The sequence below is a fragment of the Pelovirga sp. genome, assembly GCF_059864205.1.
On the sequence record NZ_JCBCBS010000005.1, the window covers coordinates 1 to 20,803 of the forward strand.

A 20,803-nucleotide genomic window follows, 5' to 3' on the forward strand; every position below is an offset into this window, starting at 1 on the left:
CATGCTCCTGGTCCGCTGACGCGGATGCCGGTCAGCAAGCCGACGGCATGACGGGTCGGCAAAACTCGGCTATCGCCTCAAACAGTTGCCGCCCTGTATCGTCATGCCATCATCTTCCTGACCGCTGCGTCACAAATGGGAAAGAGGGTCAAGTACAAGGGGCGCAATTCATTGCGCCCAGATTTTCCCCGGCAAAAATTGACAGCTGTGCAACATTGAAAAACCCATTGTGGTGGCAACGCTCACGTCGCGTCGCCGCCGCTTATCTCAAACCGTTAAGACTCACAATTGATCGTAATGTCCGCCGATTGCAAAAATATAAATGTATTTATCGTCGTATTTGTAAACAACCCGATCTTTTTGACTTAGCCTGCGTGACCAAAAGCCGGTAAGGTTGTGTCGAAGAGCTTCAGGTTTCCCCGTTCCGGTAGCAGGGTCACCTCTGAGCATTTCTTTCAAAATGGTGCATAGGGCCTTATGAATACGTTTATCTTTCGCTCTAAGTTCTTCATAGGTGGCCCAAGTGTTACCCTCAAACACCAAGGATCTCATTTGTTTCCCCTGTCGTTGGTGTGTACCCAGAACGCTCGCTATGTGTCCGAGTTGATTCGGCTATTTGTTTCATAAGGCTGGTGTTTTGCAGAACATAAAGGGTTTCTTGCTCGCGTTCCCAGTCATCCGCGCCAATGATCACAAAGTCCTCACCACTTCGGCGAGTGACTTTCAGCGGCACATGCTGGTGAGTAACTTGCTCTACAAAGTTTTTTAAATTGTCCCGGAACTTGTTGACACTCACAGTATCCATAGAAAACCTCCATTTCGGTACGGCATTACCGTACACAATAGCAGAGAGGCCCTAACAATGCAATCAAGCGGATGGAAAGGGGCTAGGTGCTTCCCCAAAAAACAAAATCAAATTGCGGTAGTAGGCCGTGCCTTCACTTCGCCAGCGCTTATTGCGAACCGTTAGCAGAACTTTAGACCCTTCAGGATTGTTACAGCGCCTTCAATTCATCCAGATGAAGAACCGACAGGATATCCTCACGTTTTGACTTGTTGACAATGACCGCGCAGCCAACCAGCTCGGCCCGTGCCTGGCGGATGATTTCGGAGAGGGCCTTAAGGGTTGTTCCCTTGGCGAAAAAGTCATCGATAAACAGAACCTTCTCGCCGGGTTGCAACACCTCGTGGGAAACGTAAAGGGTTGTCGCTTCCTGCTTGGTAAAGGAATAACTGCTGGCGGTATAGAACTTTTTCATGGTGATGGAACGTTTTTTCTTGGCAAAGATAAAGGGAATTTTCATTGCGGTGGCAACCGCTTGGGCGATCATGATGCCACTGCTTTCAGCAGTGATGATCTTGTCAATCTGCTGGTTGGCAAAGCGTGCAGCCAGATCCTGGCCGATCTTCTCCATCAATAATGGATCAACCATGTGGTTGAGAAAACTGTCGACCTTGACGACATCCCCCTGAATCGTGCCTTCCCGACGAAAACGTTCAAGTAGCTCCTGGGTAACTGTCATTTGCGATCCTCTCGATCATAGGGCAAACCGAGCCCCTGGGGTTGTTGGCTGGACCCTTTCTGCAGACGGATGGTTGATACTACCAGGACAAGGATAGTAAAAACATAGGGGAGCATCTGCAGGATATGGGTACTGATGTCAGTGCCTATTGCCTGGAAACGCAGCTGCATGGCGGTGATTCCACCGAACAGATAGGCGCCGAACATGGCTTTACCGCTTGACCAGCCGGAAAAAATCACCAGGGCGACGGCGATCCAGCCGCGTCCGGCAGACATGTTTTCAATCCACATAGGAGTCATTGCCAGGCTTAAGTAGGCACCACCGATGCCTACCAGACCGGCGCCGGTGGTGACGGCAAAAAAGCGATACAGACTGACCGAGATACCACAGGTGTCGGCCGCCGCCGGATTCTCACCGACCGTCCGCAGGGCAAGACCCGTACGGGTGCGATAAAGAAAAAACCAGAGCACAAACACCAGGACAAAGCTGGTGTAAATGAGCAGATCCTGCTGAAAAAAAGGACGACCGATAATGGGTAGCTGGGACAATCCGGGAAGCGGCAGGCGTTCAAGGCCGCCGATGGTTTGACCGACCATCCCGCGGCCGAACAGGGCAGTGACCCCGATACCGAACATGGTTAGAGCCAGTCCGCTGACGATTTGATTACCGCGCAGCTGTACGGTAATCAGCGCATGAATGCTTCCGGCGACAAAGGTGACAGCAAATGCCGCCAGGATACCGATCAATGGCGAACCTGAATAGAAGGTGCCGGCAAAACCAGCCAGGGCACCGATCAGCATCAATCCTTCAATGCCCAGATTGATAATACCTGCCCGTTCATTCAGGATCGCACCCAGGGTCGCGAACAGAATCGGGGTGCCCGCGCGCACGGTTGCATCAAGCAGAATTTCAACCACCTTGTGCTCCTTTGATCAGCTTGACTCGATACTGGATGAAAAAATCGGACCCGAGCAGGAAAAACAGGATCAATCCCTGGAAAGCATAGACAAAGGCAATAGGCAACTGCCACAGCATCTGCAGGCTGTCACCACCGACCAGCAGGATACCCATCAATAAGGAGACAATGATGACGCCCAGGGCGCTGCGTCGGGCGAGCCAGGCGACAATAATTGCGGTATAACCGTAACCGGATGAGATACCGTGCTGAAGACGATACTGAAGGCCGGCAACTTCACTTAAGCCGGCAACTCCGGCAATCGCACCGCTGAGAAAAAGCACGGCAAAGATGGCGACGCCGGTGCGCATCCCGGCATAACGGGCGGCCTGCGGATTGCTGCCGATGACCTTGATCTGATAGCCCCAGACGGTGCGTTCCATTAACAGATAGAGCAACAGCGCACAGAACAAGGCAAGAAAAAATCCGCTATGAAGCCGGGTATCAAAAAAATTGGCGAAACGGGCTGCCTCAGAGAACTGGGCAGTCAGGGGGAAATTAAACCCTTGTGGATCACGCCAGGGACCGTAAATAAGATAATTGACAAATAAAATGGCGATATAGTTCATCATCAGGGTGACGATGACTTCGTTGACCCGCCAGCGGGCGCGCAGCACGCCGGCAACCCCGGCCCAGAGACCACCACAGATAAAGGCCGCACAGAACATGGTGATCATCAGCAGCCAATGATTCTCCAGCCCTGAGAAGAGGGCCACCCATGTCGCTCCCATCGCCCCCATGTAGATCTGTCCTTCGGCGCCAATGTTCCAGATCTGCATACGAAAAGCCAGGCTGACACCGAGTCCGGCAAAGATCAAGGGGGTTGCTTTGACCAGGGTTTCAGAGAGACCGTAGGTTGAACCGACTGCCTCATAAAGGATTTCGCGATAGGCATCTAAAGGGTTGATGCCGGCGGCCAGAATCAGCCCTCCGGCAAACAGCAGGGCGACCACGATAGAGACCATCGGGGCGCTAAAGTGGAGCAGGGCAGATGAGGTGTCGCGCCGTTCAATGACGAGTTTCATCAGGGCTGTTCCCGCTGTTCACCGCTCATCATCAGACCGATCTCTTCGCGGCTGGTCCGGCGTGGATCGGCATAGCCGATCAATCTGCCGCGAAACATCACGGCAATGCGGTCGCTGAGTTTGAGCAGTTCGTCCAAATCTTCGGCGATCAGTATCGTGCTCATGCCCCGTCCGGCACCATCGACAATGACCTTGTGAATATACTCGGCACTGCCGATATCCAGACCGCGGGTGGGGTAAAGGGCTACCAGCACCCGTGGTTGTTCGGACAGTTCCCGGGCAATGATGACCTTTTGAATATTACCACCGGAGAGATAGCGTACCGGTGATCCTTCGGGACCGGCTTTGATCGCAAAGCGTGATACTTTTTCTTCAGCATTGCGGCGAATGGCACGGCGATTCTGGAAAACCCCACGCCGAAAAAGGGAATTTTTAAAACTCTTCATGATCAGATTGTCGGCAACATCGAGATCGGGGGCGATGCCGATGCTTTTACGGTCTTCCGGAATGTGGGCAATACCGGAAATATAAGAGGCGCGGGCAGTACTGTGGGTCATATCCATATCACCGGCGAAAATCTTTCCCTTGTTTATTTCCTTAAGCCCGGTCAGCGCCTCAGCCAGAGCTTTCTGGCCGTTGCCGGCGACCCCGGCAATACCGAGGATTTCACCTTCTTTTAGCTGCAGGCTGAAATCATCAAGATCTGCCAGACCACGATCATTGCGCACTGAGAGGTTTCTTATATCAAGGACGATTTTTTCCGACATCTGCAGGTTCTTTTGCCACTCGGGGATGCGATCCTGACCGATCATCAGCCTTGCCAGGATGTCAGCATTGAACTCAGCCCTCTTCAGGGTGGCGATGCTGCTCCCTTTTTTCAGTATCGTCACCCGGTCGGAAATCTCCATGACCTCACGCATCTTGTGGGAAATAAAGATGATACTTTTCCCCTGTTGTTGTAACAGGCGCAGCACCTTGAACAGGCGGTCGGTTTCCTGGGGAGTGAGAACCGCTGTCGGTTCATCGAGGATCAGCAAACGACAATCGCGCAGCAACAGCTTGATCAACTCAATCCATTGCTGGGCGCCGATGGATAGCTTCCACACTTCGGCATCCAGATCAAGATCGAGTTCAAAAGTGTCGATCAGTTTCTGCATTTTCTGTTGATAGTGCTTGCGGTCATAGAACTGGGGAACCCTATCCAGAGCGAGAAGAATATTTTCAAAGACGCTATGCGCCGGAACCAGCATGAAGTGTTGATGGACCATGCCGATACCGCGTGACAGGGAATCACGGGGACTGGTGAAATGGACTGGCTCGCCGGCCAGCTGCATGTGTCCGGAGTCAGGATGGTAAAGCCCGGTCAGGACATTCATCAGGGTGCTCTTACCGGCGCCGTTTTCGCCCAGTAGGGTGTGGATTTCGCCAGGCGCAACAGTAAAGGAGACATCGTCAAGAGCAACAACGCCGGGAAAGGTTTTTCTGATATTCTGGATCTGCAGCAGTTCTGGCATAAAGAATCGGCACGCCCGTTACCGGGCGTGCCGTCGTAGGAGGTCGATTTATTTGCTAAGAGTCCCCTGAACACCTTCGACAAAGAAGTTCATGCTCAGCATCTCACCATCGCTCATGGTCTCGCCTGCGCCAAGGACCTGGTTACCATCGCGATCTTTCAACGGCCCGGTGAAGGGATGAAGGGTGCCGGCGACAATGGCTGCGGTGCGCTCCTGCACCAGCGCTTTAACGTCGTCAGGAACCTTGGCATGGATATCGGCCAGACCCACAAGGCCGTCCTTAACCCCCCACCAGATCTGTTCCGATTTCCAGGTGCCGTTATGCACTGCTTCAGCTAATTGGGTATAAAGAGCCCCCCAGTTCCAGACCGGCGCCGTCAAAAAGGCGTTGGGAGCAAAGTGGCGCATGTCACTGTTGTAGCCGATGACGTAGGCGCCACGAGCTTCAGCGGCCTGCAGGGTTGCCGGAGCATCCTGATGCATGGCGAGGACATCGGCACCGACATCCAGCAGGCTGTCGGCGGCATCCCGCTCGACCCCCGGATCAAACCAGGTCTGGGTCCAGACAACCCGGACCTGAGCTTCGGGATTAACGCTGCGAACCCCGAGGGTGAAGGCATTGATGCCGCGGATAACTTCCGGAATCGGGAAGGCGGCGACATAGCCGATGATGTTTTTGGTTGTCATTTTACCGGCGATGATGCCGGAGAGGTAACGTGGCTCGTACATGCGTCCGAAGTAGGTGCCGACATTCTCGGCGGTTTTGTAGCCCGAACAATGCATGAAGATCACATCTTTGTTGCGCTTGGCAACATCGATAGTGGCATCCATGTAGCCGAAACTTGTCGTCAATATCAGATTATGGCCGCGTCGAACGAGGCCGTTAATGACCCGGGCCGATTCAGCCCCTTCGGGAACCGACTCGATATAGGTAGAGGGCTCGACAAAGGGGAGTTTCTCCATCTCCAGTCGGCCGAGGTCGTGGGCATAGGTCCAGCCGGCATCACCAACGGGACCAACATAGACGAAGCCTGCCTTGATTTGCTTGTCCTGTGCCAGAACCTGTCCAGCAAATCCGCACAGGAGTATAACCAGTGCCATTACCATTGTTTTTTTCATCGGATCATCCTTCTAACACATGAGAGAAAAGGGGAAAAATTACCACAGCAGCCGCTGTTGCAAGTCAAACTGGCCGCAAGAGCCGGCAAAACAATTATTCCACTTGCAGTTTACTGTCGATGTTGTTGTGCTGCCAGTTGGCATCCCACCACTCAATCGGCTGTACCGGAATGCCGTTAACCAGAACTTCAAAATGTAGATGATCCCCCCCGGCCAGGCCGGTCACGCCGCTGCGGCCAATGACGTCGCCACGACGCACCTGCTGACCAACCTCAACCTGACTCTGACTCAAGTGGGCATAAAGGGTCTGGATGCCGATGCCGTGATCAATGACGATACAGAGTCCGTAGATGCCGAGAAAATCACTGAAGACAACCTTCCCGGTGTTAGCGGCAACAATGTCATCCTGAGCAATCGACGCCAGGTCATAGCCGAGGTGAACGGTGCGGTCGATCTCTTTGCCTTTATATAAATAGGTGCGGTGATCGGCAAAAAGCGCCAGTGGCGCCGCTCTTGGTTGGCGCAGGAAGACCCCTTCCCATAACGGCTCGCCGGCAGTTTCTGCCGCCAGGGCAGCTACTGCGGCACGATTTTCTTTGCGGATCTGTTGGTTGATGTAGAGAAATGTCTCCAGTGGGGTATCGAATTTTGGTACCTGATGGGTAAATTCAGGCAGGGTCATGTCGAGAAAACTGTCGCTGATGTTAATCTGACGCTGGCGAAATTGCTGGTTGTTGGCACGGTAATAAATGCCGGCCTGGCGTTCATTGTCAGCGAGGTCGACAGCGACTATCCGTGGAACGAATTCCTTGGGATCCAGATGGTAGGGGAAGGTCACAGCACTGACATACATGCCTGATGGCTGTTGAAACGCCGGGAAGAAGTGCTCGCCGAAGACAATCCCGGTGCGTTTGACGGGCTCATCCAGGGAATAGGTCACCAGCCCGGCACCACCACGGGTAAAATTGTGGGCACGACTGATCACCGAGATTGCCGGTGGGCGGGAGTCATAGATCAGTTCAAATACTTCTTGTGCTGTGTTGCCTTTACCTAAGCGGTAGATGGCTTGATCGGTGGCCGTGACTTCGATGGTGAAAGCTCCTTCGCGCAGGCGCAGACCTTCCAGGCTCAGCTCGATGGTCTCCTGTTCCCGTGGCGCTGGAAACTCCTGGCGACTTAACGAAACACGCAGCTCTCCCTGGACCAGATAAACATCGACCTCTTTAAGTCCTGTGCCTTCATCACGGACCAGCAGGTTTAAGGGCGTCGCCGGCGAGACCGGTCCGCTGGCCGGAGTCAGAGCAACCTGGGGTGGAGCGGTGTCACGAAAATAGGCGATAGCGGCGATGATCAGGGCGATCAGTACGACGACAAGTAACAGTTTTTTAAACGATTTCAATGCTTGATCCTTTATCAGGTGCAGTTGGTGTTTTCATTTGGTGGTTAACAGAGCAGTATTGCCATGGATTTCTATCAGGCATGAATAGCTTCTTTGTTAACGGCCAGTGCGGCCTCTTTAAACGTTTCCGACAGGGTTGGATGAGCAAATGAGGTAACGGCCAGATCATGGATGCTGCCGCCAAAGGAATAGACGGTTGCCGCCGGGGCAATCAGTTCCGAGGCGTGGGGCCCGACAATGTGGACGCCAAGAATCCGTCCGCTGTCAGGGGTGGCCAGGACCTTGATGAAACCATCGCTCATGCCGCTGCACAGGGCACGGCCATTGGCGCTGAAGAAGAATTTGCCGGCGTTGAACGCGATCCCCTTGTTCTTGAGTTGCTCCTCGGTATGGCCGACCGACGCCACCTCCGGCCAGGTGTAGGTGACGGCAGGGATGCCCGGATAGTTGATGGTTGCCGCCTGACCCGCCAGACGTTCGGCAAAGACGACCCCTTCATCACTGGCTTTATGGGCCAGCATTGGGCCTGCGACCAGATCCCCAATGGCATAAATGCCTGGTGTTGTCGTTTGGAAGTTTTCATCAATATCAAGCTGCCCGGCCTTGTTGGGCTGCAAATCGACCACTTCCAGATTCAAGTCATCGGTACGAGCGCGGCGCCCAGCGGCGACCAGGATTTTGTCGCAGATGACCTCTTCCAGTTTGTCATCAGCATTCAAGGTAGCGGTAATCTCTTTGTCAGCCACAGCAATGTTATCCAGACGGGTCTTCAGACGGATGTCAAGCCCCTGTTTTTTTAAACTGCGCTGCAGGGTTTGAGCGATTTGGGGGTCGGTTTGCGGCAGAATCTGGGGCAGCATTTCCACCACCGTGACCTGGGCGCCGAGGCGACTCCAGACCGAGCCCATCTCCAGGCCGATCACGCCACCTCCGACTACCAGCAGGCGCTTTGGTACGTCCGTCAGGCTCAGGGCATCACGGGCGTTGATGATTTTATCGCCATCAAACGGGAGGTGCTTCAGTTCAATGGCTTCACTGCCGGTGGCGAGCAGGATCCTTTTGGCGCTAAGTTCCTGTTCCTTGTCCGCCCGGATGGTCACCCGGCAGGTATCGCCATCTTTAGGCAACAGTTTGGCCGCCCCCTGATAAACCTTGATTTTGTTTTTTTTCATCAGCCCGGCAATGCCGCCGGTCAGCTTGCTGACGATCTCCTCTTTGCGGGTCATCATCTGTTTCAAGTTCAGTTTGACCTCACCGACATCGACACCGTGTTCTGCCAGTTCGTGACGGGTGCGGGCAAAATGTTCACTCGATTCAAGCAACGCCTTGCTCGGAATACATCCTTCATTAAGGCAAACCCCACCCAGAGTGTCACGTTTTTCCACCAGGGCAACGTTAAAGCCCAACTGTGCGGCACGGATGGCGGCGACGTAACCGCCTGGGCCGGCGCCGATAACGATCAGATCATAATGTGTATCAGACATGGATAATTAAACTCCTTAACCCGTAAGTTTGAAGAGGGACGTAGCGCATTATAGCTTCAGCAGCAAGGTTTCCGGTGCTTCGATGTAGGTTTTAACCTGTTTTAAAAAGCTCACCGCCTGTTGTCCGTCAATGATGCGATGATCATAACTGAGCGCCAGGTTCATGATCGGACAGATGACGATCTCGCCGTCACGTACCACCGCACGCTCCTGGATCGCGTGCATGCCGAGGATGGCACTCTGTGGCGGGTTAAGCAGGGGCGTGGAGAGCACCGAGCCGTAAATACCGCCGTTGGAGATGGTGAAGGTCCCTCCTTCCAGCTCGTCCAGGCTCAGCTTGCCGCTGTCAGCACGGGCGGCTAGATCGCGGATGGTGGTTTCGATTTCATCAAACCTGAGGTGATCGGCGTCGCGAATCACCGGCACCACCAGGCCGCGCTTGCTGCCGACGGCCACACCGATGTCGCGATAGTGGTGGTAGAGAATATCGCTGCCATCGATGCTGGCATTGACTTCCGGATAAATTTTCAGGGCTTCGGCGCAGGCTTTGACAAAAAATGACATGAAGCCCAAAGGGACATCATACTTTTTCAGGAAGGCCTCTTTGTAGCGGGTGCGCAGGGCGATCACCCGGCTCATGTCGGCATCGTTGAAGGTCGTCAGCATGGCGGTTTCCTGCGTAGCTTTGAGCAGGTGTTCAGCAATCTTGCGGCGAATGCGTGTCATTGCTACGCGCTCAGTTCGCTCGGTGCGGTCAGCGCCTGGTTTGGTTGCCGGTTGGATCTCGGTATCTGCTGGTTTTTGCGGATCTTCCGATTGATCTTTCTGCTCGGCCTCGGCCGGAATGTCATCAACCAGAACCCGTCCGTCGCGGCCACTGCCTTTGAGCTGCTGTGGATCGATGCCGCGTTCAGCAGCTATTTTCGGTACCGCCGGGTTCATCGGTTTTTCGCTGCTTTTAGCCTCGTCCTGCTGGTTGTTTGTACTATCCTTTTCTATGCCTCCAGAGGTCTCTTTGCTGGTGGTCTGTTCCTCTTGCTGAGGTTTGTCTTTATCCTTGTCTTTGGCCGCATCTTCGGCGCTGCCGGTTTTTTCGGCGGATGTGTCGATACGTCCAATGACTGCACCAATTTTCACCGTTTCACCATTTTGAGCAAGGATGGTCAACTTTCCGGAGGCTTCGGCGTTCAGTTCAACATTGACCTTCTCGGTTTCGAGTTCTAACAGCAGGTCATCTTTTTCTACGTAGTCACCGTCTTTTTTGAGCCATTCAGCAATTTCAGCTTCGACGATTGACTCGCCAACCTGGGGTACCTTGATTTCCATAAATTAACCTCTATTTTGGGGCTGCAAAGGCATTGAAAAGAATCTGGTCCTGTTCTTCCTTGTGGATTCGATGCGAACCGACGGCAGTGCTGGCAGAGGGTTTGCGCCCGACATAGATTGGGTCCTTGCCGATGAGCTCCCGCAGACGTGGCCGCAGATGATCCCAGCCACCGGCGTTGGCGATTTCTTCCTGAACCCAGTAATATTCAGCCTTGTTCGGGTAGGTGCTGAGAATCTCCTGCAGCAGCTCAGTATGTAAGGGAAAGAGCTGTTCAATGCGGACGATGGCAACATCCTTGTGCTTGCCTTCGTCCCGGCGCTCAGCCAGTTCATAGTAGATTTTTCCTGAACATAACAGGACCCGGCGGCATTTTTTGAGCGGTTGCGGATCCGGCAGTACTTCGGCAAAATGGCCAGTTTCCAGATCAGCCGGATAAGATACGCAGGCCGGGTGCCGCAACAGTGCCTTGGGGGTAAAAATAATCAGGGGACGGCGGTAGCGGTGACGTGCCTGGCGACGGAGCAGGTGGAACAGTTGTGCCGGTGTACTGGGGTTGGCAATGATCATGTTGTTGTCGGCACAGAGTTGTAAAAAGCGCTCGATGCGCGCGCTCGAGTGTTCCGGACCTTGCCCTTCGTACCCGTGAGGTAAAAACAGGGTGATGCCGGTGGGGCGATCCCATTTGGCCAGGCTGCTGGCGATAAACTGGTCGATAATAACCTGGGCACCGTTGGCAAAATCACCGAACTGGGCCTCCCAGATAGTCAGGTCGTCGGGGGTTTCAACCGAGTAGCCGTAATCGAAGCCGAGCACGGCAGCTTCCGACAGCAGACTATTGTACGCGTCAAAACGGGCCCCGGCTTTTTCGGCGATTTCTGCCAGAGGCGTATACTTAACCGCTGCCTTAGTATCGTAGAGGGTCGCATGACGATGGTTAAAAGTGCCACGGCGTGAGTCCTGACCCGACAACCGGATCGAAGTGCTTTCGTGAACCAGACTGGCAAAGGCCAGGGCTTCGACAGTCCCCCAGTCCATCCCTTTGTCTTCAGTGATTAAGGCATGGCGTTTTTTTAGCAGCGCACTGATTTTACGGTGGGCTGAAAAATCAGCAGGAATGGTTGTCAGTCGACTGCTCAGATCAATCAGTGTCTGCCGGGCTACCCCGGTCTCTACCCGGTCAAAGCTGAAATTGCGGGAGATGTGTGACCACTGCTTAAGGAAGATTTCGTGGAGGCCGCACACCTGGCGCTCCAAGGCTTCCTCAAGGCGATTGTCAACCGCCGTGCTGATCTGGTCAAGCTTGTCCTCGCTGACCCCTTCCATGAGCAGCTGGTTTTTATATATTTCGACCGTCGGTGGATGATTGCGAATTTTTTCGTACATCAACGGCTGGGTGAAAAAGGGCTCGTCGCCTTCATTGTGGCCGTGGCGACGATAGCAGATTATCTCAATGACGACATCCCTGCGGTAGCGTTGACGATAATCAAGGGCGATATTGGCAGCCTGAATCAGCGCTTCGGGATCATCACCATGGACGTGGAAAATCGGCACATTGAGCATTTTGGCAACGTCGGTGGCATAGATGGTTGAGCGTGAATCGGTTGGTGCCGTGGTAAAGCCAATCTGGTTGTTGATGACCAGATGGAGGGTGCCGCCGGTTTTGTAACCATCGAGTTGCGATAGATTGAGGGTTTCGGTGACCATCCCCTGACCGGCAAAGGCGGCATCTCCATGGATCAGCAAGGGCATGATATGGCGGCGGCCGTCTTTGGGGTGGCGATCTTGACGGGCCCGGGCCTTGCCTTCAACAACAGGATTAACCGCTTCCAGGTGGCTGGGGTTGGAGGCGAGGGAGATACGGATTTCGCGGCCGGCTACTTTGCGGTAAGCGGTATAGCCCTTGTGGTATTTGACATCCCCCTCGCCGACGATCTGGTAGCAGGCGTTGTCACCGAACTCAGCAAACATGTTCTCCAGCGGTTTTTCAAAAATGTTGGCGAGAACATTGAGGCGCCCGCGGTGAGCCATGCCGATGACAATCTGTTCAATGGAGTTTTGCGCCGCACGCTCCACAATATGGTCAAGCAAGGGAATAACCGACTCACCACCTTCCAGGGAGAAGCGTTTCTGGCCAACAAATTTACGGTGAAGGAAGCTCTCGAACCTGGTGGCCTTGAGCAGGGCATGGTAAATGGAAAGTTTTTTCTCCAGCGGAACCTCTGGTTTGTTACTGTTGGTTTCAACCCGCTTTTGTAACCAACTGCGTTCTTCAGGAACCGGAATATGCATAAACTCGATGCCGAGGGTGCGGCAGTAGGTTTGCTGGAGAATGTCAACAATGTCCTTTAGGGGCGCCTGTTCGAGAATAAAGTCGACAACAGAAAAGTTACGTTTCAGGTCTGCATCCTCAAGACCGAAAGCGGACAGGCGTAAAAAAGGGTGATCCAGCGAGCAGGGGGTCAGCGGATCGACACAGGCGTACATGTGGCCAAGCTCCCGATAGCGGCGAATCAGGGCCTGCACCGCCGCCGGTCGACTATCGCCAGTTGCCGCATCGCGTGTGCCGGCGAATTCGTATCCCATAAAAAAGGAACGCCATTCAACGGGTACCTGTGATGGGTCTTGCTGATAACGCTGATACTGGGTTTCGAGCCACTCCGGGCTGACATTGTGTATGATGCTCATCTGTTTAATCACCATTAACAGGAAAAAAGTGAACCGTTTCGGTTGATATGTGGTCAAATCCGGACAAGTATAAAGCAGTCAACCATTTGCCGCAATAACGACCGAATCAAAAGGGATAAAAGGTTGAGTCAGATTAGGGGATGTAAATATTTCATTGACCCGCTGTGGGCCATTCTGCTAGGGTAAACTCCGGCTTTATGAATGAAAGGAGCAACCCATGGCGTTAGAAATTGGTACCGCAGCAAGTTTGGTTAATCAGGATATGACAAACAACAAGACGCAAGCAGGTTTTGACGTATTGACAAAGACCACTGAAAAGACTGAGCAAATGCAAATCAATGAACAACAGCGTTTAGAAATCGCCGGGCAGACCGGCAAAGGTTTAAATCTGGATGTAACCGCCTGACCTGCGTAGTCGTCGATGTCGCACAACGTTCAATCAAGCCGCGTTTTACCCTGTAATGGGGCTCGCGGTTTTTTTGTCGATTATTTATTCCGGCTGCGTCAGTTTGCAAGGTTCGCCGTCTGCACCGAGGCGCACAAAAGTAATGGCGGTGCTGAAGACTTCTTCTTCGCCCAAGGCTCCAGGGGCGTCGGCATATACCTTGACATCATAGGTTACCGAGGTTCTTCCCTGATTGTTCCTGTGCATGTTGAAGCGTAGAATCGAGCCATTTTTAACCCGATGCTTGAACCGACATGCGGCCATCCCGATGGTTACCAGATTGCAGCCGGGGTAGTCGCGTGAAGCTGCCAACCAGGCATTTTCATCAACCCATTTGAGCATGACCCCGCCAAACAGGTAGCCGTGATGATTCAGGTGTTCCGGCCGAACGATGGTGAAGTTATCCATGTGTTTGTGCCTTGCCGGCAATAAACTGTTCTTCAGCATGATAGGACGATCGCACCAAAGGGCCGGCTTCGACATGATCAAAACCCAGGCGTCTGCCGTAGGCGGCCAGATCAGCGAACTCGGCGGGGGTCACATAACGTTTGAGCTGCTGATGCTGCCTGGTTGGTGCCAGATATTGACCAAGGGTGACAATCCGGCAGCCATGGTCATGCAGATCGTGCAGTGCAGTGATTACTTCGGCGTATTCTTCTCCCATTCCCAGCATCAGACCCGACTTGGTGATGACCGTTGGGGCCAGAGTGCGTACTTGCGTCAGAAGATTGAGTGAACGGTGGTAGTCGGCTTCCGGGCGTACCTGGGGATAGAGGCGTGGTACGGTTTCCAGATTATGTCCAAGGATGTGTGGTTGCTCCCGCAAAATCAGTGCAAGCGCCTCCTTATCCCCTTGCAGATCAGGGATCAATAGCTCGATGGTACAGTGAGGGCTGCGCTTTTTGATTTCGCGTACCAGGGTGGCAAATTGGGCGGCACCACCGTCGCTCAGATCATCGCGGGTCACTGAGGTGATAACGGCGTGATTGAGCTTTAGTTCAGTGATGGCAGCTGCGACTTTTTGCGCTTCCTGCGGGTCAGGGGGGTCCGGACTGCGGTTGCTGATATTGCAGAATGAGCAGGTACGGGTGCAGAGGTTGCCAAGAATCATGAAGGTTGCCGTGCCCTTGTTCCAGCATTCCCCCTGATTGGGACAGGCGGCGCTGCGGCAAACGGAATTCAACCCCTGCAGGCGGTGGTATTGGTCGATGCGGCGATAATTCTCACCGGCCGGGAATTTAACCTTCAACCAATCCGGCTTATTTCCCGGAGCCGCGGAGTTGCCACTTGTGTCGGTTTTGCTCATGGTATCCTTACTGTCGCAACAGCGTACTCGAACCCTGTGACCCATAATCTGTCGCATCTTGCTTGTCTTTTGATGCGTCAACTGCGTTATGACCAATGCTGATTAACTACGGTTGGGCAGCGTTGATCATGCCTTGTTGCCCCACCAAAATCCAGCGCAATCTTTGCGATATAGTATCTGTTCAGCACCGGATCTTCGGATCCTATGTCAAGGGCCGCGATTGTTTCCCGTTGGGTCATCCATGCCCTCTTGTTGGCGCCGTCCATGGCGACAAACACCCTTGCCACAGGATCCAAAGGCTCTGCGCAAGGACAGCAGAGAATAGTTACGCGATATTTTATGATTTGCAGGGTATGAGAGCGTGCCACCATGATAAATCGAAAAGGCCCGGCAGCACTAGCGCCACCGGACCTTTTTGCCGATCTGAGCAGGATTCTGGTTATGCCGGTTCAAAGTTTGACTTGTCGACACCGCACAGCGGGCAAATCCAGTCTTCCGGGATATCCGCAAAGGCGGTTCCGGGTTCAATGCCGCTGTCAGGATCGCCAACTTCCGGGTCATAAATGTAATTACAGATAACACAACGATACTTCTGCATGATGATTGCTCCTCGTTTGATGAAAGGTTTACAGCCCGGATTGATAGCAGAGTCGGCTAATTATTACAATACCGGTTTTGTTTGCTTTGCCAGCAAGACTTTTCAGTGCAGCATGTTCATCAGTGCGCCGACGGTTTTCTCGATTCCTTCTGCCGCTTCGCTGATGCGCCCGGCGAGCATATAGGCCGGCGAAGTAATGATGCGGTTTTTCTCGTCAACGATAAATTCAGTGACCGGGCAGTTGGTATGGGTCGCCCCCATGGTGTTGATCGCTCCAGCAGTTCCTTCATCGGTGCCGATAGTGACTTTGACGCCCGGCAGATCCTTGCCAAGGACCTTCGCCAGCAGCGCTGGGGCAATACAGACCGCAGCCAGCGGTTTGCCGGCGGCAACGGTGGCTTTAAGCAGCCGCTCGACATCCGGATTGACGCTGCAATCAGGGCCTTTAAAGGCAAAGTCGCAGAGATTTTTGGCGACACCAAAACCGCCGGGGATAAATAGGGCATCAAAATCATCAACAGTGACCTTGGCGATATCAGTGACTTTGCCGCGGGCAATCCGCGCGGACTCTTGGAGAACGTTACGATTTTCATCGGCTACTGTTTCGCCGGTCAGGTGATTGACAACCTGCTGTTCAACATTGGGAGCCATTATCAGGACTTCTGCACCGGCCCGATCCAAGGCGAGCAGGGTGATCACTGTTTCGTTGATTTCACTGCCGTCGTAGACGCCGCAGCCGGAAAGAATAACGCCGATTTTTGCCATGGGTACACCTCCTGTAGACAAAGAAATGAACGGACTAAAAAGGTTTATCGAACCATACTACTCAACACTAACAAAAAAACAGCGGTCGGGAAGCAGAAAGCGCTGATCAGGTTTTAGTGTAGAGTACCGCAATACCGCGAGCGATTTTATCCCCCAGAGCTTTGAGGCTGTGGGGCTCGTTGGAATCCCAATAGACTGAATCGCCGGCTTCGAGAATGTAGGTATCGTTGCCGTGCTGCAGTTCAACCGTGCCTTCCAGAATATAGAAAAATTCCTCCCCGGGGTGACGTACCGGCTGCGACTGTTCAGTACGGCCGGGGTCGAATTCAACCAGGAAGGGCTCCATGTGCTTATGCTGTTTGCCGTAGGCCAGTGAGTGATAAAAATATGGCTGTGGTTTGCCGCCATGACTGGGACGACGGTTCATACGATCAGCTTCTCCAGCTTTAACGACCAGGCATTTGCGGGTATTGTCTTCCTCTTCAAAAAATTTCTGCAGCGGAACATTCAATCCTTTTGCAATCCGCAGCAGGGTTGCTAACGGCGGGATCACCTGATCATTTTCAATCTGTGATAACAGAGGCTTGGACAACTCCGTTGCGACGGCGAGATCCTGGAGAGTCATCCGTCGCATCTGACGCAGATCGCGGATAGTCTGTCCAATTTTAAGTTCTTTTACTTCGGCTCTAAAGGCGTCCATGGTTCCTCTAAAAGATTCAGCCCGTCTGTCATGTTAAGAGCGGCAACGTGTCTGGTTGTGTAAAGTCCGCCGTCTTGTCATAAAGTAACTTTTTTAAGTTACTCAAAAGTTACGATGAAGCTAAACTTTTAGCCTGCCGGTTGTGGTGCAGTCAAGTTTTGTTGTGCCAGAAGAATAGACCGGAGGCATGGCCAATAAAAACCGGAATGTGGTAAGAAAAGAACCAGCAACCTGAGACTTTTCCTTGTTGCCGGCAAGCGCTTTGTCCTGATGGAGCATAAAATGCAGAAAAGAGAGGATAGCCAACCGATCAAGGCGATTTTGTTTGATCTTGATGGTACCTTGCTGCGGGTGCAGATGGAACATTTTATCCCCCGTTATGTTGAGCGCCTCGCTGCCTATTGCGCGCCCCAGATCAAGCCCCGGCGTTTTACCCGTGCGATGCTGGATGCCATTCGCCGGTTGATCACTGAAGAGGGGGATGGTCATATCAGTAATGAACAGCGCCTGTTTGCTCTGCTCAAACAACAACTGGGTATCGCAGAGGCCCTGCTGGTAGAGAGCCTTGCGCATTACGCCGAGCATCATCTTGATGAATTGCACCACCTGGTTCACCCGATTCCGCTGGCACAGCAGATTGTCAACGATTGCCATCGTCGCAATATCCCCCTGGTGCTGGCAACCAATCCGGTTTTCCCCCGCTTTATGATCGAGGCGCGGATGGCCTGGGCTGAACTCGATCTGGGTTTGTTTCGTCATCTGACCAGCTATGAAAACAGCCGTTACTGCAAACCCCAGGCCGGGTACTTTGCAGAGATTGCCACGTTGATCAATGTGCCACCCGAGCGTTGTCTGATGGTCGGCAACGACAGCAGTCATGACCTGGCGGCGGCAGCGGTTGGGATGCAGACCTTTCTGGTTGATACCTGGCTGGTGGAACGCAACGAGCAAAAATGGCCCTGTCATTACCGTGGTGATCATCGTGCCTTGCAGATATTTCTCGAACAGCTGTAGGTTATCATCTCCAGTAACAAGTATCTGATTGCATCAAAACCCATTTGCCAAGGACATATCAATGACCAGATTGACACAGGAGATACTTTACCAGGGACGCATTTTTGATATTACCCGCGAACTGCACCGGATGCCCGACGGGCGCGAATCGACCTTCGAGTTTCTGCGCCATCCGGGCGGTTGCGCGGTGCTGCCGGTGATGGCTGATGGGCGTTTGCTATTGATCCGTCAGTTTCGCCCATCCATCGGTGATACGATCTGTGAGATTCCAGCCGGACGCCTCGAGCCGGGGGAAGATCCGGCAGGCTGCGTGCGCCGTGAGCTGGTGGAAGAGGTGGGGTATCATGCCGCAGGGCTGGAGAGTCTCGGTTACATCTACAGCAGCATCGGTTTTTGTGATGAGAGGATTTATCTCTTTGTCGCGACTGGTCTTCAGCAGACTGAAACCGCTCTTGAACCGGATGAGTTTATCGAGCCACTGGTGGTTGATCTGGAGACTGCTTTAGCGATGATTGCTGCAGGAGAGATTACTGATGCCAAAACGCAGACCGCCCTGTTGCGTTATGCCTTGAACAAGAGGGTCTGATGCTGAATCAATTTGTCTGTGCCATGGATATCTCGACCCTGCCCTTTAATCGCACCTGTCTCGATGGCTGTTTTGAGTTGTCAGCTCCCGATCGGGATCCTGGAGGTGATGGCGTCTGGGTACTGCTGCAGGGGCTGCGGCTATTCACCCTGAAGGGACAGCCTGAGCAGCTCCCCAGCGGCGACTGTCCGGTTCCGTCATTGGCAGGCACTGCCCTGTATCTGGGGCAGTGGCAAGAAAAACCCTGCCGACTGGTGGAGGTACCAGGCGATATCGAACTGTCGGTAGCGCTTGAGCCTCATCATCTGCGTGCTACCGAACCAACCTTGCCGGCATCCTTGTCATCTCTGGGGGGGATTGGTCTGATGATCCTGCACTGGGAGGAAACCAGCCGCTTCTGCGGTAACTGTGATGGAAGAATGGCGCGTCTGACCGGTGAATGGGGTAAATTCTGTCTGCAGTGCGGTACCCATCACTTCCCGCGTATCCACCCGTGTGTTATTGGTCTGGTGATGCGCGGTGATCAGTTATTGTTGGTCCGCAAAGGGGAGTGGGCCACCGGGCGTTACGGGCTGGTGGCGGGTTTTGTCGAGTTTGGCGAATCGTTGGAAGAGGCCATGGCGCGCGAAGTCGCCGAAGAAACAGGCATCAGCATTACCAATATCCGCTATCTGGGCAGTCAGTCCTGGCCCTTCCCGAGTCAACTGATGTGCGGCTTTGTCGCCGATTATGCCGGTGGCGATATCGAGTTGCGCGATCAGGAACTCTGTGCCGCCGACTGGTACACCCTGAATCAATTACCGATCCTGCCGCCTTCGCGCAGTATTGCCCGCTATCTGATTGATCGCGCGGGGCAATTTGCCAAGCGTTGATGGCGTCGAAAAACTCACCGACTGCTGCGCCAGTCTGAAAACAGTCGTCATCGTCTCACTGCTTCAACGTAGGTAAGTACGCCTCATTGTTCAGCCATGGCGCGCCTTGTAGGTGGCGCTTTGAGCTTGGCTATCCAACCGGCTGCTTTTTGTGAAAGCATCAAGCGTTGATAGATAGAAGTTTTATAACCATTCGACCCCACCTTGCGCCGTCCATGCCGACAGACGCCCTTGTCATGGTAGCCCCGATCCCGTGCTGAGCGGAAACGAACATAGTTAAAAACCTGACGACCCAGTCTTTTTAAGAAAAACGAGGCAGTTCATGAAGCACTTTCCCGCGGAACAACTGAACAAATTTGCTGAAGCCCTCTTGGTGGCCACCGGAAGCAGCAGTCGCGAGGCAGCAATTGTTGCTGATCATCTGGTTCAATCCAATCTTGCCGGACACGACAGCCATGGCATTGGCATGCTGCCGACCTATGTGAGCAGTATCGAAAAAGGAGCTCTGGTTCCCAATGCCGAAATGCAACCGGTACGTGATCATGGTGCCATGATGGTCTTTGATGGTCGCCGCGGTTATGGTCAGCGCCTGGCTCGGGAGGCCATGGCTGTGGCAATCGAGCGTTGTCGCGAAAACGGCCTGGTTTTCATGGGGTTGCGTAATGCGCATCACATGGGACGCATCGGCAGCTACGGGGAACAGGCCATTGCGGCCGGTATGGTTTCCCTCCATTTTGTTAATGTGGTCGATCACCGCCCCCTGGTTGCTCCTTATCGTGGTACTGCGGCTCGCTATTCCACTAATCCGATCTGTTTTGCCATGCCGGCAACGACTGGCAACGCCCCTATTCTGCTTGATATGGCAACCAGTAAAGTCGCTCTGGGCAAGATGCGCGTGGCGATGAACAAGGGTGAAGAGGTTGCTGCAGAGACCCTCTACGACGGCTGTGGGCGGCCAACCACCGATCCGTCGGTGATGTTTGTTGAGCCCTACGGCGCCATAACCTCTCTGGGGCAGCACAAAGGATACGGGATCGCTTTTTTCTGTGAGCTGCTGGCCGGAGTCTTGACCGGCGGCGGAACCATCCAGCCTGAAAATCCCCGGATGGGAGGGATTATCAATCACATGGCAACGATTATCATCGATCCGCAACGACTGGTTGATTGCCAATGGATGGAGCAGGAAATAACGGCACTAGTCAAGTATGTCAAAAGCACTCCGGCGGAAGATTCGGAACTGCCGGTTCTGGTTGCGGGGGAACCGGAAACGTTGATGCGCTCGAAACGTGGTTGCAGCGGCATTCCGGTAGATGACACCACTTGTGAGCAGTTGCTTGCCTCTGCCCGACAAGTGGGGATTGAGCGACTAATGGCCGAGGATCTGTTGTATTATAGAAGTATTCCATAAAACATGGTTTTGATCGAGCCCCTATTGACTGGCGGATCCGGATTCGGCTAAAAGGGATAGTTGAAAAAACAGAACGTT

22 protein-coding genes are annotated in these 20,803 nt (G+C 53.5%); 6 read left to right on the forward strand and 16 right to left on the reverse strand.

What is annotated here, in order from left to right; translation table 11 throughout:
- The coding region (locus AC6F7T_RS00235) for a hypothetical protein (RefSeq protein ID WP_500716014.1) at nt 1–392 on the forward strand (392 nt) is incomplete at its 5' end.
- Here the strand turns inward: AC6F7T_RS00235 and AC6F7T_RS00240 are convergent.
- The 11 genes from AC6F7T_RS00240 to AC6F7T_RS00290 all read right to left on the reverse strand — a co-directional run bounded on the left by AC6F7T_RS00240 (nt 283) and on the right by AC6F7T_RS00290 (nt 13,031).
- Nucleotides 283–552, reverse strand: coding sequence for a Txe/YoeB family addiction module toxin (locus AC6F7T_RS00240; RefSeq protein WP_500715935.1), 270 nt, complete (start codon nt 550–552; stop codon nt 283–285). The two genes, AC6F7T_RS00235 and AC6F7T_RS00240, sit on opposite strands and share 110 nt — an antisense overlap.
- Entirely contained in the window at nt 533–805 is a 273-nt protein-coding gene (locus AC6F7T_RS00245; RefSeq protein ID WP_500715936.1) for a type II toxin-antitoxin system prevent-host-death family antitoxin, read from the reverse strand. Before AC6F7T_RS00245 ends, AC6F7T_RS00240 begins: the two co-directional genes overlap by 20 nt.
- 190 nt (nt 806–995) lie before the next feature.
- Nucleotides 996–1,523, reverse strand: coding sequence for a xanthine phosphoribosyltransferase (xpt, locus tag AC6F7T_RS00250; RefSeq protein WP_500715937.1), 528 nt, complete (start codon nt 1,521–1,523; stop codon nt 996–998).
- Entirely contained in the window at nt 1,520–2,440 is a 921-nt protein-coding gene (locus AC6F7T_RS00255) for an ABC transporter permease subunit (protein ID WP_500715938.1), read from the reverse strand. The genes xpt and AC6F7T_RS00255 overlap by 4 nt, the downstream gene beginning before the upstream one ends.
- Nucleotides 2,433–3,503, reverse strand: coding sequence for an ABC transporter permease subunit (locus AC6F7T_RS00260; protein ID WP_500715939.1), 1,071 nt, complete (start codon nt 3,501–3,503; stop codon nt 2,433–2,435). The genes AC6F7T_RS00255 and AC6F7T_RS00260 overlap by 8 nt, the downstream gene beginning before the upstream one ends.
- On the reverse strand, nt 3,503–5,017 hold the full coding sequence (locus AC6F7T_RS00265; RefSeq protein ID WP_500715940.1) for an ATP-binding cassette domain-containing protein: 1,515 nt from the start codon (nt 5,015–5,017) through the stop codon (nt 3,503–3,505). Before AC6F7T_RS00265 ends, AC6F7T_RS00260 begins: the two co-directional genes overlap by 1 nt.
- Nucleotides 5,018–5,065: 48 nt before the next feature.
- The gene (locus tag AC6F7T_RS00270; RefSeq protein WP_500715941.1) at nt 5,066–6,136 is read right to left on the reverse strand and encodes a BMP family ABC transporter substrate-binding protein; all 1,071 of its coding nucleotides are present in this window, start codon (nt 6,134–6,136) and stop codon (nt 5,066–5,068) included.
- A gap of 94 nt (nt 6,137–6,230) precedes the next feature.
- Nucleotides 6,231–7,535, reverse strand: coding sequence for a peptidoglycan DD-metalloendopeptidase family protein (locus tag AC6F7T_RS00275; protein WP_500715942.1), 1,305 nt, complete (start codon nt 7,533–7,535; stop codon nt 6,231–6,233).
- Between the two features lie 74 nt (nt 7,536–7,609).
- A complete protein-coding gene (lpdA, locus tag AC6F7T_RS00280; protein WP_500715943.1) occupies nt 7,610–9,019 on the reverse strand; it encodes a dihydrolipoyl dehydrogenase in 1,410 nt (469 codons plus the stop codon).
- A 48-nt stretch (nt 9,020–9,067) separates the two neighbouring features.
- Nucleotides 9,068–10,345, reverse strand: a complete 1,278-nt coding sequence (gene odhB / locus AC6F7T_RS00285) for a 2-oxoglutarate dehydrogenase complex dihydrolipoyllysine-residue succinyltransferase (RefSeq protein WP_500715944.1) — start codon at nt 10,343–10,345, stop codon at nt 9,068–9,070.
- 10 nt (nt 10,346–10,355) lie between these two features.
- The gene (locus AC6F7T_RS00290; protein ID WP_500715945.1) at nt 10,356–13,031 is read right to left on the reverse strand and encodes a 2-oxoglutarate dehydrogenase E1 component; all 2,676 of its coding nucleotides are present in this window, start codon (nt 13,029–13,031) and stop codon (nt 10,356–10,358) included.
- A 217-nt stretch (nt 13,032–13,248) separates the two neighbouring features.
- On the opposite strand from AC6F7T_RS00290, the gene AC6F7T_RS00295 reads away from it, so the two are divergent.
- Entirely contained in the window at nt 13,249–13,437 is a 189-nt protein-coding gene (locus AC6F7T_RS00295) for a hypothetical protein (RefSeq protein ID WP_500715946.1), read from the forward strand.
- A gap of 84 nt (nt 13,438–13,521) precedes the next feature.
- Here the strand turns inward: AC6F7T_RS00295 and AC6F7T_RS00300 are convergent, their stop codons facing one another.
- From AC6F7T_RS00300 to AC6F7T_RS00320, 5 genes are all read right to left on the reverse strand, one after another.
- A complete protein-coding gene (locus tag AC6F7T_RS00300) occupies nt 13,522–13,884 on the reverse strand; it encodes a hotdog domain-containing protein (protein ID WP_500715947.1) in 363 nt (120 codons plus the stop codon).
- Entirely contained in the window at nt 13,877–14,782 is a 906-nt protein-coding gene (gene lipA / locus AC6F7T_RS00305) for a lipoyl synthase (protein WP_500715948.1), read from the reverse strand. The genes AC6F7T_RS00300 and lipA overlap by 8 nt, the downstream gene beginning before the upstream one ends.
- A 439-nt stretch (nt 14,783–15,221) precedes the next feature.
- Nucleotides 15,222–15,380: a rubredoxin gene (gene rd, locus AC6F7T_RS00310; protein WP_500715949.1), complete on the reverse strand. Its 159-nt coding sequence runs from the start codon at nt 15,378–15,380 to the stop codon at nt 15,222–15,224.
- 102 nt (nt 15,381–15,482) lie between these two features.
- Nucleotides 15,483–16,145 carry an isoprenoid biosynthesis glyoxalase ElbB gene (gene elbB, locus AC6F7T_RS00315; RefSeq protein ID WP_500715950.1) on the reverse strand — a complete coding sequence of 221 codons (663 nt, stop codon included), beginning with the start codon at nt 16,143–16,145 and terminating at the stop codon, nt 15,483–15,485.
- A gap of 106 nt (nt 16,146–16,251) precedes the next feature.
- On the reverse strand, nt 16,252–16,845 hold the full coding sequence (locus tag AC6F7T_RS00320) for a cupin domain-containing protein (protein WP_500715951.1): 594 nt from the start codon (nt 16,843–16,845) through the stop codon (nt 16,252–16,254).
- A 282-nt stretch (nt 16,846–17,127) separates the two neighbouring features.
- Between AC6F7T_RS00320 and AC6F7T_RS00325 the strand changes: the two genes are divergently transcribed.
- The 4 genes from AC6F7T_RS00325 (at nt 17,128) to AC6F7T_RS00340 (ending at nt 20,725) form a co-directional block, all read left to right on the forward strand.
- On the forward strand, nt 17,128–17,859 hold the full coding sequence (locus AC6F7T_RS00325) for an HAD family hydrolase (RefSeq protein ID WP_500715952.1): 732 nt from the start codon (nt 17,128–17,130) through the stop codon (nt 17,857–17,859).
- Between the two features lie 61 nt (nt 17,860–17,920).
- Nucleotides 17,921–18,445, forward strand: a complete 525-nt coding sequence (locus AC6F7T_RS00330) for an NUDIX domain-containing protein (RefSeq protein WP_500715953.1) — start codon at nt 17,921–17,923, stop codon at nt 18,443–18,445.
- A complete protein-coding gene (gene nudC / locus AC6F7T_RS00335) occupies nt 18,445–19,317 on the forward strand; it encodes an NAD(+) diphosphatase (RefSeq protein WP_500715954.1) in 873 nt (290 codons plus the stop codon). The genes AC6F7T_RS00330 and nudC overlap by 1 nt, the downstream gene beginning before the upstream one ends.
- 322 nt (nt 19,318–19,639) lie before the next feature.
- Nucleotides 19,640–20,725 carry a malate/lactate/ureidoglycolate dehydrogenase gene (locus AC6F7T_RS00340; protein WP_500715955.1) on the forward strand — a complete coding sequence of 362 codons (1,086 nt, stop codon included), beginning with the start codon at nt 19,640–19,642 and terminating at the stop codon, nt 20,723–20,725.
- The last annotated feature ends 78 nt before the right edge of the window (nt 20,726–20,803 follow it).